Below are 14084 nucleotides of genomic sequence, written 5' to 3' on the forward strand. Positions count from 1 at the left end.
AAAAACTCGATAGCGTTCATTAACACAATCTTGAAATTAAATTGTGTTTAAGATACTTTTTCAATACTTTACCCTATCAAAAATCAACTCTTATGAAACGCCTATTTTTTATACCCATTTTGCTTACTATCTCTTTTCTTTCGGCACAGGGCACCCAATTATTGCGCCAACCTACAGTATCGGGTTCTGACATTGTTTTTGTGTACGCGAACGATCTCTGGAAAACTTCAACCGATGGCGGCGTCGCCATACGCTTAACAAGCAATGAGGGGTATGAATCCTTGCCGCATTTTTCGCCCGATGGTAAGACTATAGCGTTTACTGCGGAATATGATGGGAATATAGATGTTTATGTCATAGGTTCCCAAGGGGGTGAGCCCAAACGTTTGACCTTTCACCCCAGTGCCGACCTCGTACAAGGTTGGACACCCGATGGCGAAGTCCTGTTCCGTTCGGGAAGGGAAGCGAAACCAACATTGACCGATAGGTTTTACACGATTTCGGTAAATGGGAGTTTCCCCACTGCAATCGATTTACCCAATGCCGCCTTTGGGGAGATTTCCCCTAATGGCAAATATATAGCCTATGTACCCTTACGGGCTTGGGATGCCGAATGGCGCAACTATCGAGGTGGCCAGGCCGTTCCTATATGGATAGTTGATATGGGCACCAAAGAACTAACCACCGTGCCGCAACCCACAAAAGAGCGTCATTTAGATCCCGTGTGGCTCAACAATAAGGTATACTATTTGTCAGAACGTGATTTTGCCAGTAACATCTGGTCTTTTGATATCGAGACCAAAGAAGAGGAACAGATTACCTTTCACAAAAAATTTGATGTTAAGAGTTTGGATTCGGACAAAACGAACATTGTTTACGAACAGGGCGGATATCTTCACCTCTTGAACCCAAAAACGGGTACGGCCAAAAAATTGGACATTACGGTACATGGCGATATGAACTTTGCACGGCCCAGATGGGAAAATGTTACCGCCCGCCAACTATCCAACCCCAATATATCACCCACAGGAAAGCGGGCTATTTTTGAGCATAGGGGCGACATATTTACCGTACCCAAAGAAAATGGAACCTGGCGTAATCTTACAAATTCTTCGGGTATAGCGGACAGGGCCCCTGTTTGGTCCCCCAAAGGGGACAAAGTGGCCTGGTTTTCGGATAAGAGCGGGGAATATCAACTCGTAGTCGCCGACCAAGACGGTACGGACCAAAAATACTATCCGCTTCCCAAACCTACTTTTTATTTTCAGCCCGATTGGTCTCCGGATGGCAATCACATTGCCTATTCCGATACCGATTACAACATTTGGGTCATTAACCTCATTAGCGGGAATACAGAAAAGATAGCTACCGACAATTATGCCCATCCCAATCGCACCATGGACCCTGTTTGGTCTCCCGATAGTAAATGGGTCGCTTATCCCAAGCAATTGAAAAGTCATTTTAAGGCGGTTTTCGCTTATAATATCGATTCAAAACAAACAGTTCAATTGACCGATGGCATGGCTGATGCCATTAGCCCCGTTTGGGACGAAAATGGAAAATATCTATATTTTTTGGCCAGTACCAATTATGGACTACAATCCGGTTGGTTGGATATGAGCTCATATGACACCGATCTTACCCGTAGTTTGTATGCCATAGTTTTATCAAAAACGGATAAAGCCCCCAATTTGCCAAAAACGGATGAGGAAGAGGCAGAAAAACCGTCCACGTCATCGGAAAAACAAAAAAAGAAAGGCAAAAATGATAAAAACGATGAAAAGGCTGCCGAATCGGTCAAGGTACAGCTAGATGCCGATGGCATCTTTAATCGTGCCATAGCCTTAAAATTAGAAGACCGAAATTATACTGCCTTGGCAAAAGGTCCGAAAAATACCATCTTTATCGCGGAGGCTATCCCAAATGAAGATGGACTCAAAGTACATTCGTACGATGTTGAAAAAATGAAGGCCGATGAGTTTGCCACCGGCATTTCGGAAATGGTAGTCTCATTTGACCGTAAAAACATCCTTTTAAATCAAAAAGGTTCGTGGGTACTTTCGTCAACAACAGGCAAACCCGATCCCAATAAGGATAATCTTGCCATAGCCATCAAAATAAAAGTAGACCCGACCCAAGAATATGAACAGATTTTTAAAGAGGGATGGCGTTTTATGCGCGATTTCCTTTATGTAGATAACGTACACGGTGCTCCTTGGGACACCATATACGAATGGTATTCCCCTTGGATAAAAAGTGTTCGGCACCGTACAGACCTCAACTACGTAGTAGATATCTTGAGCGGTGAGGTTGCCGTTGGGCATTCTTTTGTGTACGGAGGGGATTTTCCTGACATAGAAAGAGTTGGAGTAGGCCTTTTAGGTGCCGACCTATCAATACACAACGGTTTTTATAAAATAGATAAAATATACACCGGCGAGAATTGGAATCCCGATTTGTACGCTCCATTGGCGCAACCGGGAATCAATGTAAAAACGGGTAATTATATTACGGCCATTAACGGAAAAAAACTTACGCCCGACCAAAATCCTTATGAGCTGTTGGAACAGACGGCCGACAGGGAAATTACGATTACGGTAAACAATACACCCAATTCAAATGGTGGAAAAGATGTTCTCATTAAACCCGTACCAAGCGAACGCGGGCTAAGAACCTATGATTGGATGGAAGGTAACCGAAGAAAGGTAGATGAACTTTCCAACGGAAAATTGGCCTACGTATACGTACCCAATACAGGAGGCGGGGGATTTACCGCGTTCAACCGGTACTACTTTTCGCAACAAGACAAAAAAGGGGTGATTATCGATGAACGAAATAACGGCGGTGGTTCGGCGGCAGATTATATGATCGATATCATGTCCAGGGAGCTTTTTGGCTATTTTAATAGCAGAACGGAAAGCAACCGGCCCTGGACGACCCCAATGGCAGGCATTTGGGGACCAAAAGTGATGTTGATCAACGAGAACGCAGGGTCTGGCGGCGATTTATTGCCCTACATGTTCCATGCGAAAAAAATCGGTCCGCTCGTGGGCACAAGAACTTGGGGTGGATTGGTAGGCACTTGGGACACCCCGAATTTTATCGACGGTGGAAAAATGGTGGCGCCCCGAGGTGGTTTTTTTGATGTGGACGGCAAATGGGCCGTTGAAGGCGACGGCATAGCCCCCGATATTGAAGTGATACAAAATCCTAAAATGGTATTGGAGGGCAAAGACCCCCAATTGGAAAAAGGCGTGGAAGAGGCCATGCGCTTATTAAAAACCAAAGAGTTCACGATGAAACCAGAACCTGCACCACCTGTACGATGGAAACGACCCGAGGGGTATAATAAGAAATAAAGACCCTTTTAGACTAAAACGAGATGGACAACTTTTGATCCTCTTCAACGGTAAAAGCACACTCCTCAAAACTGGGCGGGCCAAAAGTTTTCATCTTGGCCTTGGAAAAGGCCACTTTCTCTTTGGGTATTCCCAACCAGTTGGTGTCTAATTTCCCATTGTCGTTTTCATCGTGAAAAACGGCCAAGGCATATTTACCTTTTGGTAAATTTAGGGTCAAGTTTGTGGTCCCTTTAACGGCTTGAGCAGATTCGGCCGCGAAAACCGAATCAAACTTCAGGAACCCTTTTGCTTTATCATAAGCCGCAATTCGTATTTTCCCTTTGGAGTTTTTGACTCCAGTAACAGAAACGGATAAGTTGTTTTGTGCCATACCAAAAAAAGGTATTAAAATGAGTATAAAAAATATTTTCTTCATCGTTGTAACGTATGGGTTGTTCCCTTTAAGTTCAAATTCTTTGCCAAAAGTATTCACTGTGTAATGTTTGAACGATTTTCCTCAACTTTTAATGATAAGTAATCAAACAATTGCCGAGTTTTAACAGAGTCGGAAAAATTGAGGAACAGTTGCAACGAGTCATGATGCACTAGCTTAATCTTTGGATGAGTCAAATCGTCTATATAAACATATACTTTGGCATCTACCAAAGAGTCCCTGAAAACACCCTTTTCCTTGGTCAGGGCAGAAAACCCGTTTATCCGGTTCATTGCGGGTATTTTGTCTACCATTTCTACCTGTTTGATAGTGGCAATATCTATTTTTTCGTAATATATACCGGATAGTATTTTTATATGGTCTTGCTCAACTTTGACCCAGTTTTTATAGTGTGCGGTAAAGGCGAAAATGCAAACAATAACCGTAAAAACGATTAAAAAATTCCAGAACCAATGTCTTTTTTTTTGCATTGTATATTTTCATTTCCGTTAAAGCGAAAATCTATGCAATGAACTGCAAATTTCACCCAAGACCGTAAAATCAATTTTTGTACTTATCTAACCAGGCAAGCGTATGTGCGATTTTGGTTATTAAGTTACTCGGCCTATTGGCGATACCGTGACTTGCACCGGGAATCTCTACCAAAACAGTTTCTATCTTACGTAATTTCAAAGCATGGTATAGTTGTTTTGCCTCGCTGGGTGGTGTTCGCAAATCATCCATACCCACCATGACCATGGTAGGGGTCTCTATATTGCCAACGAGCGAAAGTGGGGAAAATTTCCAATACCCTTCAAAATTTTCCCATGGCTGACCGGGATAGCGCGAGTTGGCATACCCAAAATAGTTATCGGCCACCAGGGTCTTGCTGATCCAGTTCATAACGGGTTTTGCCACAACGGCTGCTTCGAATCTGTTATTTTTCCCTATCATCCAGGCCGACATTATCCCCCCGGCACTACCCCCCGTGACAAACAATAGGTCTTCATGGGCAACACCTTTGGCGATACAATAATCTACCCCGTCCATAACATCATTATAGTCCTGCCCCGGGTAATTGTTGTACAACAAGTTGCCGAACTCCTCCCCATAACTTGTACTTCCTCTGGGGTTGGGATAAAAAACGATATAGCCATTTGCCGCATACAACTGCATTTCGGCCGAAAAGCGGTCACCGTAATTTAAAATAGGGCCCCCATGATTTTCGACCAAAAAAGGATATACTGTATCGGCATCGTAATTGGGTGGATACACCAGCCAGCCTTGGATATCACGCTGATCAAAAGATGATGTGTACCAAACCTCTTCAACTTTGCCCAAGTTCTTGAAGTCCAATAACGCTTTGTTTAATGCCGTGATTTTAATGGGCGTATCGTTTTTTGAGGACAAAAAGGCCAGCTCCGATGGATATTCCGGTCTTGATTGGGTAAAAACGACATCCCCTTTGTTGGAAACACTAAAAGAGCCACTCGCATAGGGTCTTCCTATGGTGGTTCCGCCCATATTATCCGCTAATTTTTTTACTTTTCCGTTTAATGAAATATGGGCAATCTTGCTATTTCCTTTATCGTCATATGAAAAATAGAGTCCATCGCTTTTAGCATTCCATACTATGTTGGAAACGCTCCTGTCCAAGTCGTTGGAAATGGTTTTTTTACTACTACCATCAATGTTCATAATATGTAACTTTCGTACTTGGTAGGCCTGTACTTTGTCCTCAAAACCAATGTAGGCGATATATTTGCCATCTGGAGAGACCATAGGGCCGGTATCCGGACCATTTTTATCTGTTAATGTAACAATGCTCCCGTTGGAAACATTCACCGAATACACTTCACTGTTCCTAAAATCATATTCCCAATCTTCATTTCTATTGGCTGAGAAGAAAATTTGTTTTCCGTCCGCGCTCCATGATAGCGTTCCCCTATGATGAAAATCGCCCGAGGTTATCTGCCTTGGCGCTCCGCCATCCGATGGTATCGTAAAAATATGGTTAAAGCCCGGTTTGATATATCCTCTACCGTCCGCCTCGTGATACAGCCTGTCGGTAATCCTTGGACTATCTGCCCATTGTGCACCTTTGGGTTTTTTGGGCATTTTGGCAAGTACAGGGGCTGACTTTTCTACATTCATAGAAAAGGCGATATGATTGCCGTTCGGCGACCAGGCAAGTGAACTTGGACTAAAAGGTAGCTGTGATATCTTTGCGATTTTACCTGTGCCTACCCAATACACGTATATTTCCGAACCTTCGTCCGTACTACTGGTAAATACCAATCGGTCTCCGGAAGGCGACCATTTTGGATTGGACTCACCAACCTCCCTGGAAGTAAGTTTTTGATGCTGCGACCCGTCGGTTTTGAGCATCCACAGGTTACCCATGGCTTTATCTTTCATGATGTCGAAGCCCATGCGGCGATACACGATCCAATCGCCGTTAGGTGAGATCTGTGGATCGGACGCATACTCCAAATCATAAACATCCAAATAGGAAAAGTTGGTCTTTTGGGCAATTGAAACGTTGCAAAAAGAAATAAAAAGGAAAAGTAGAAAGATGATTTTGACTCGCATGACTCGGCTTTTAAATATCCATTAAACTTATGAAATAGATAATAGCGGAACAAACTATTGTTTTAAATAAAAAAGGGCATTTAGCCCTTTTTCTTACTCTACCATTTTTAAATCTATGATAGTGTTCGTTACCATTTCTTCGTCATCTTCATCAATTTCGGCATTCGAAGTGTACGTTATTACAAACGACTTACCCACCATTGTGTTATCCTTTAAATCAAACTTTTTTAAGGCTTCGTCAGCTATGTGGTGAAATTCATTGGAAAAACCTTCATCATCGGTAAAGTAATAAATATCGGCTTCGAACCCTACGAATGAACCTGTCATTTCTTCAACTTCTTGAACAGGTAGAATGTTGGAAGAAACAATTAAAAAAATAGAGACCAAAAGTGTTTTCATGTATCAAATCAGTTTTAAGATTACAGATTAAAGGTACACAAACAACATATGCGTAGTTTGTTAAATTTTAATCTATACCATTTATCGATAAACCGAACAAAACCCATATACTAGACAATTGGGGCACTTAAAAAATGTTAAAATTAACCGACTTTGCATTTTGAGCAATGCTTATTTTGATGTTGTTGATATTTCGATTAAAGACTAACTCATTGATGAACTGTTCACTGGTCATCCCGGCAGGTTCTCCCCAAGTGCCAAAGGCATAGGATATGTCCAAGATAAAACAGTAGACATACCAGCAGCACTTGCTAATCATAGTTTGGATTGTTCAAAGTGACAAGCCATAATGTTAGAAAGAATAGACAAAAACTGAAAACAAGATAAAAGGTCAGATAAATAGACCATCTATTTCTTTTAGCGCTACTTTCATTTTGAAATTCTAGTCTAATTTCATGCCATTTACCGTCGTAATAGAACAGGAAAAATGATAAGGCTAGAAATAATATTCCAAATGACAATATCTGCAAAGGATTTAAATCGGAAAAATAAACGAGACCAACATTAATGCCTAAGATTTGTCCGATAATCAATATGAGAACTATACTTTTTATAGAAAAAGTCAATGATATTAAAAGTATTGAAGAGAAAGCTGGTTCTGAATTCCCCCAACTTTTTGTCCACCTCATCATAGTATAGTACAGATGTCTATAAAATTTAGGTGCTCTTAGTCTTTTTAACCATTTTCTCATAAGCCCTTGTAAAAGATTCGTTTGGGCGTGGCCACCCTGGTTTTGTCCCGCTGCATAAGCCGTTCCAACCGTGCTTCTTGGTTCCTCTGTTCCATGGGCGTGCAATACTCTATCTCAAAGTCCAGCCCTGCGGGCCGCTCGCCAAAATTGTTGCGAATGGGGTCGTATTTTTTATGCCATTGCCTGCTGAACTGTTCACTGGTCATCCCGGCAGGTTCTCCCCAAATGCCAAAGGCACCGGATATATTCAGTATAAGAATTAGGTGAGTATTTATTCAAAATATGGATTGTTGAATTTTAATAACCATATTCCTAATATTGCCAATACTATTGAAAGAAAAAAATACATATAAAGATAATAATATCCTAATCTCTTTGAAGTTTTGCTTTCTTCGCTGAACTCATCCATTATAAGCCGCCATTTGCCCTTGTAAGAAAATAAAAGATAGTTGAATCTTTCAAATAATACAATTATAACCAATATATAAATGAGGCCATATCCATCCATTAAATACTTTCCCCAAAGATTTGTTCCGATCGTAACTCCAAAAAGATTGAAAAAGAAAATAAATTGAAAGATGTTGGTAAAAGATAACAGAAGAGCTGTAGAGCCATTTGGCGGGTCATTTTTTAGTTTGATGGAAACCTGGTTCAGCTTGTAGAAGATATACCGGTACCATTTGGGCGCCCTCAGTCCTGCCAGCCATTTTTTCATAAGCCCTTGTAAAAGATTCGTTTGGGCGTGGCCACCCTGGTTTTGTCCCGCTGCATAAGCCGTTCCAACTGCGCTTCTTGGTTCCTCTGTTCCATGGGCGTGCAATACTCCATCTCAAAGTCCAGCCCTGCGGGCCGCTCGCCAAAATTGTTGCGAATGGGGTCGTATTTTTCATGCCATTGCCTGCTGAACTGTTCACTGGTCATCCCGGCAGGTTCTCCCCAAGTGCCAAAGGCACCGGATACGTCCAAGATAAAATAGCTGCCAGCTACGACCCAGCCCACCGGACCGCCAAAAGTACCTATCATACCTATAACTACATCTACAGTTGCTTTAGCATAAACTTCTTTTCTATTATAATCTGTAGTATAGTAAGCATGGCCAGCTTCGAAAACACTAACCATTGCTCCAACATAAAATAGTTTTTTCCCAACACTTTTAAACACTTTGCCTTTTCCCAATGCCCGCTTAGCCCCTTTTTGGTGGCCGCCCGCACCGCGCATACGCTGGTTGCGCAACTGTTTGTATACACCCTCTTTGCTGCGGTACCACCCATCGGCGTTCCTAAAGGCATCGCCCTTGTGCCATGGGGTCAAGTTACCTACGTGCCGCATCTCTAGGGTGCCGGCCGTAAGGCCGCCTATGGTAATGCCGTTCTTAATCTTGCGATAAAGCGGGTCTTCCCAATAGGCATATTTTTTCTCTGTAGCCGTGGGGTCGTTACCACGGCCATAATAACCAAGGTCGTGTCCCGGTTGGTGCACGTCATGGTCTATAAAGGCCACTTTGGCGCCGGTGTCCATATCTTTTGCCAACACCTTTACGGCCCACTTATTGCCATTTTCGGCGCTTTGTACAATGTCTACCTGAATGCGGGAATTTTCCGAGAAAGAACGCCATTGCCACCCATCCCATACCTTATGGCCTGTAATGGTTTTTCGAACATAGTTGTCCGCATCTACCTTGGGCCTTTTCTTCTCTACATCTTTAGGCAAGGAGGCCCAAAACTTTTGGTCCGTAAGGGATCCACTACCTTTCATGGCCAGATCTATCTTGTACATTTTTCGGGAAAGGTCTACGCGGGTATTGTCCAAAGCCATCCTGAACTCTTCCAAAAATGCCGGTTTTATGTCCGCATCCCCGGTTTGGCGTTTGGCGTTTCGCCACGAACGCTCTATTGCGGGCCGCAGCAAGGTGTCCAGTTCCTGTAATACAACTTCGTCTTCCATTGTTATATGCAATATAAGTAATGTAGTTTAAAAACTGTACTCCTTTTCGACCAAGTGACAGAAATTATTTACCCGAGAACCCGTTGTTTATTTAGAAAAAAGTAAAGATATGTTGGTTTGAGAATTTTGAGTAACGAAAAAACACTGCTCCCGCTCCCGCTCGGCAGAACTATCGAGAACTATTTTTCTGATTAAAGTTATTTTTTAGGGAACAGCCTGTAGTTCCGAACGGGGCACGAAGAGGAATCTTATTATGGGTTTTCCCGCTGCTCGCGCCTTGCTCTGTCGAAATGACAACATCATCTTAAAAATTTATGCAGAACAAAGTAACTGCAATCAAATTACAGGATTCTAGCCTTTAACTAGGCACGAAAAACATGTTTTTAAGATTCAATTTACCCAAGACCCACATCCAAAGTCATCATTACGATAAAACCGCCGATAAAACCCATAACGGCAACGTCGGAATGTTTGTCCTGTTGGGTTTCGGGAATCACTTCCTCGACCACCACAAAAATCATGGCACCCGCGGCAAATGCCAATGCATACGGTAATATAGGCTGAAACGTAATTACGGCCCATGCCCCGATTACCGCAGCGATGGGTTCTACCAAAGCGGAGGCTTGCCCGTACATAAAACTCTTTCGGCGGCTTAGACCTTGCCTTCGTAAAGGCATGGCCACGGCAAAACCTTCAGGAAAATTTTGTAGACCTATGCCCAATGCCAAAGCCACAGCACCACCTATGGTAGCCCCATCAAAACCGGCGGCAACACCACCAAAAAGCACACCAACGGCAAGTCCCTCCGGAATATTATGTAATGTGATGGCCAAAGTCAATAATGTAGTTTTATGCCACGGTGTTTTTACGCCTTCTGCTTCACTTTCCTTAAAATTGATATGCAGGTGCGGTAATATCTTATCCAACCCGAACAGGAAAAACGCTCCCAACAAAAAGCCTACCGCCGCAGGTATTACCTTAACGAATCCCTCGCCGGGACTCAATTCTATGCCCGGTGCCAAAAGGCTCCAAAAACTGGCCGCGACCATAACACCTCCTGTAAAACCAAGCATACCGTCCATTAGGGACCGTTTCGGGTTTTTGAAGAAAAAAACCAATCCTGCCCCGGCAGCGGTCAGTCCCCATGTAAAGAGGGTTGCATAAAAGGCCGCTAAAATAGGGTTTATCGATTCAAAATAATTAATTATCTGTTGCATGGTGTTTGTAAATTTTAATTTAGACTTTTTCGGTAATTTCCAAGTATAGGTTGGCTGCAATTTGACTCGAAATCCGCATCTCAATAGAATTGACCTCGATTTTAAGGGAGCCGTCAAACTCTTCCTTTTCCGTTATTTTCATGGTATCGCCCAAAGCAATTTTGTTCTTGTCTAGAAATTTCAAAAAGGCTGCCGAAGAGTCGTTGACCCCGACACATATGCCTTGCGTGCCGACCGGAAGCTCGTTCAAAAGCTTTTTAACGGACTTTTTGAATTTTCCTTCCTTTGAAGGTATCGGGTCACCGTGGGGATCAACTCTTGGGTGTCCCAAATACACATCCAACTTATCAATGAGCTGTTCACTTTTTATGTGCTCTAACTGCTCGGCCACTTCATGAACTTCGTCCCATGCAAAATCCAATTTATCCACTAAAAACACTTCCCACAACCTATGCTTTCGAATAATGGACAATGCCGACAACCTACCTGATTCCGTCAAGTAAACCCCCTTATACTTTTTGTACAATACCAAGTCTTTGTCCGAAAGTTTTTTTATCATATCCGTCACCGATGAAGGTTTGGTCTCCATTTGCTCGGCAATTGCATTAGTAGATATGGCGTTGTCATCCTTTTTACTAAGGTGATAAATGGCCTTTATATAGTCTTCTTCCGAAAGGGTCATGTATTTTTTAGTCTATTTTTTGCTAAAATACATTTTTATATGTAAAAACATATTTTTAGTTTTGTCTAAATTATAATTTTGGATAGATTAAAAATGATTTTAAGACCATCTCAATTTATATTGCTGTTCTTTCTGAGTTTTGGGAGCCACGCACAGACTTCAATAATCGGAACCGTTACCGATGGTATTGCCCCAGTACCTTTTGCCAATATTTATTTAAAAGGCACCGAAAAGGGAACCTCATCAGATGAAAATGGCAGTTATACTCTAACCAATCTGAATGAGGGTCGATATATTTTAGTAGTTTCCGCCATGGGCTACAGCCCTTTCAGAACTACGATAAACATGACGAAGAACCGTACACAATTGCTCGACATAGAACTTGAACCCTCGACCGAAACTTTGGACGAAACCGTTGTCACGGGAACATTAAAAGCGGTTCGGCGTTCCGAAAGTCCGGTTCCCGTAGAGGTCTACAGCCCCACTTTTCTTAAAAAAAACCCCACGGCCAATATTTTTGAGGCTTTACAGAACATCAATGGAGTGCGCCCCCAAATTAATTGTAATGTTTGTAATACCGGTGATATTCATATTAACGGTTTAGAGGGTCCTTATACTTTGGTTTTAATAGATGGTATGCCCATTGTGAGTGGTTTGGGAACGGTATACGGTTTGTCCGGCATCCCGAATTCACTTATAGATCAAATTGAAATCGTAAAAGGTCCTGCCTCAAGTTTGTACGGGAGTGAAGCGGTTGGCGGGCTCATCAACGTGATTACCAAAAATTCGTTAGAGGCTCCTGATTTCTTCGCTGATGCTTTTGCGACAGGTTGGGGCGAATATAATCTTGATATTGGGGCAAAAGTAGATTTTGGAGAGAAAACCGATATGCTACTGGGTATCAACTATTTTAATTTTGATGAAATCATTGATAATAACGGCGATAATTTTACAGACCTTACCTTACAGGACCGCATATCAATCTTTCAAAAATGGAACTTTACACGTAAGGGCAACCGTATCTTTTCTTTGGCCGGACGCTATTTTTATGAAGACCGTTGGGGCGGAGAATTACAATGGACGCCGGAGTTTCGAGGGGGTAATGAAATTTATGGTGAAAGCATATATACCAGCAGGTGGGAAGTTTTAGGAAAATACCAGCTCCCTTTTACCGAAAAGCTATTGTTATCTTTTTCGTATAACGACCATAGTCAAAACTCGGTTTATGGTGACACGCCGTACATCGCCGATCAGCGCATTGGTTTTGGCCAGCTTACATGGGACAAAAAAACAGGAAAACATGACATCTTGGTCGGTAGTGCGCTCAGGTACAATTTTTACAATGACAATACCCCGGCGACTGAAACCGCCGATGAAGTCGTTATACCCAGCCTTTTTGTGCAGGACGAAATACATTTAGCGAAAAAGCATTCCCTTTTGTTGGGCATGCGGTATGATTATGATGCCAGGCATGGAAATATATTCACTCCAAGAACGGCCTATCGTTGGAAAGTGACCGACAACGATATAGTACGCTTCAATGCCGGTACGGGATTTAGGGTCGTCAACCTTTTTACCGAGGACCACGCCGCATTAACAGGGGCACGAGATGTTATCGTTACCGAAACTTTGGAACCGGAGCGCTCTGTTAACGTAAACCTCAACTATCTTAAGAAGATATATGCCGACAATGGTACTTTTATAAGTTTGGATGCATCACTGTTCTACACCAATTTTAGCAATGCCATTCTTCCCGATTACGATACCAATCCCAATCAAATCATTTATGACAACCTTGATGGGAAATCTGTTTCGCAGGGCGTGAGTGCCAATGTTGATGTAGTGTTCCCAAGTGGATTCAAATTTTTGCTCGGAGCAACGTTTCAAGATGTTAGCCAGACCGAAAACGGAATTTCGTCCCGCCAAATCCTGACCGAAAGCTACACGGGCACCTGGAATTTTGGCTATGATTTCAGAAGTCTTGAACTAAGCGTGGATTATACCGGAAATCTTTATGGCCCGATGCGCCTACCCATTTTGGGCGAAAATGACCCAAGACGGGAGTTTTCGCCGGTCTGGAGCATACAAAACATACAGTTTACCTATAAGGGGTTGGATAATTTTGAGATTTACGGCGGCATTAAAAATCTGTTGGATTGGACACCAAACCGTGGTAATCCCTTTATTATCGCCCGTGCGAACGACCCCTTTGATACAAATGTGACTTTTGACGGTAATGGTAATGTATTGGCGACCGCCGATAACCCCAATGCGCTTACGTTTGACCCATCCTACGTGTATGGTCCCAATCAAGGTATTCGCGGTTTTTTTGGCATGCGCTACCGGATCAATTAAATTGCCTATCAAGTGTATCCAGTGTTAGCCATGTACATACTTCGTTAACCTCTATGCTTTGGATATTTTTATGTGATTATGACTTAAATGTTGTCATTTTTGAAAGAATTTGATGCCGTTGTATTGGTTTTGAGTTATACCGAAGAACTAAAAATTGTTTTGAAAACAGTTTTTTCTCTAAATTCTTATTTAGAAATAGGATATAAGTTTGTCCGTTCGAGTGATTTTGAGGAACGAAAAATTGTATCGAGAACAATTTCCTACTTGAAATTCTTATTTATTTGAACCCTAAAATTCTCTCTTACTACTAAGATTTCATCAAAATACAAAGCTGGGTATCGTTGACATGGGTTATATAGCTAAATTTAA

The 14084-nt window shown here is 42.3% G+C and carries 10 protein-coding genes; 2 read left to right on the top strand and 8 right to left on the bottom strand.

The genetic code is table 11. The features are described from left to right. The first annotated feature begins 92 nt into the window (after positions 1-92). The gene (locus HYG79_RS06940; RefSeq protein ID WP_179241386.1) at positions 93-3359 is read left to right on the top strand and encodes a S41 family peptidase; all 3267 of its coding nucleotides are present in this window, start codon (positions 93-95) and stop codon (positions 3357-3359) included. A gap of 13 nt (positions 3360-3372) precedes the next feature. Here HYG79_RS06940 and HYG79_RS06945 read toward each other — a convergent pair whose 3' ends face one another. The 8 genes from HYG79_RS06945 to HYG79_RS06980 all read right to left on the bottom strand — a co-directional run bounded on the left by HYG79_RS06945 (position 3373) and on the right by HYG79_RS06980 (position 11360). Continuing rightward, a complete protein-coding gene (locus HYG79_RS06945; protein WP_179241387.1) occupies positions 3373-3777 on the bottom strand; it encodes a DUF2141 domain-containing protein in 405 nt (134 codons plus the stop codon). Positions 3778-3830: 53 nt separating this feature from the next. Then, a complete protein-coding gene (locus HYG79_RS06950) occupies positions 3831-4265 on the bottom strand; it encodes a hypothetical protein (RefSeq protein WP_179241388.1) in 435 nt (144 codons plus the stop codon). A 70-nt stretch (positions 4266-4335) separates the two neighbouring features. After that, complete coding sequence (locus HYG79_RS06955) at positions 4336-6366, bottom strand: S9 family peptidase (protein ID WP_179241389.1); 2031 nt, start codon at positions 6364-6366, stop codon at positions 4336-4338. Between the two features lie 93 nt (positions 6367-6459). After that, positions 6460-6765, bottom strand: a complete 306-nt coding sequence (locus tag HYG79_RS06960; RefSeq protein WP_179241390.1) for a hypothetical protein — start codon at positions 6763-6765, stop codon at positions 6460-6462. A 748-nt stretch (positions 6766-7513) separates the two neighbouring features. Continuing rightward, on the bottom strand, positions 7514-7723 hold the full coding sequence (locus HYG79_RS06965; RefSeq protein ID WP_179241391.1) for a hypothetical protein: 210 nt from the start codon (positions 7721-7723) through the stop codon (positions 7514-7516). A 505-nt stretch (positions 7724-8228) separates the two neighbouring features. Continuing rightward, positions 8229-9461, bottom strand: coding sequence for a hypothetical protein (locus HYG79_RS06970; RefSeq protein WP_179241392.1), 1233 nt, complete (start codon positions 9459-9461; stop codon positions 8229-8231). Positions 9462-9856: 395 nt separating this feature from the next. After that, on the bottom strand, positions 9857-10678 hold the full coding sequence (locus HYG79_RS06975; RefSeq protein ID WP_179241393.1) for a ZIP family metal transporter: 822 nt from the start codon (positions 10676-10678) through the stop codon (positions 9857-9859). A 19-nt stretch (positions 10679-10697) separates the two neighbouring features. Next, positions 10698-11360 carry a metal-dependent transcriptional regulator gene (locus HYG79_RS06980; protein WP_179241394.1) on the bottom strand — a complete coding sequence of 221 codons (663 nt, stop codon included), beginning with the start codon at positions 11358-11360 and terminating at the stop codon, positions 10698-10700. A gap of 93 nt (positions 11361-11453) precedes the next feature. On the opposite strand from HYG79_RS06980, the gene HYG79_RS06985 reads away from it, so the two are divergent. Continuing rightward, positions 11454-13715: a TonB-dependent receptor gene (locus HYG79_RS06985; RefSeq protein WP_179243499.1), complete on the top strand. Its 2262-nt coding sequence runs from the start codon at positions 11454-11456 to the stop codon at positions 13713-13715. Positions 13716-14084: the final 369 nt, after the last annotated feature.

It is taken from the genome of Costertonia aggregata (genome assembly GCF_013402795.1).
GTDB classification, from domain to species: domain Bacteria; phylum Bacteroidota; class Bacteroidia; order Flavobacteriales; family Flavobacteriaceae; genus Costertonia; species Costertonia aggregata.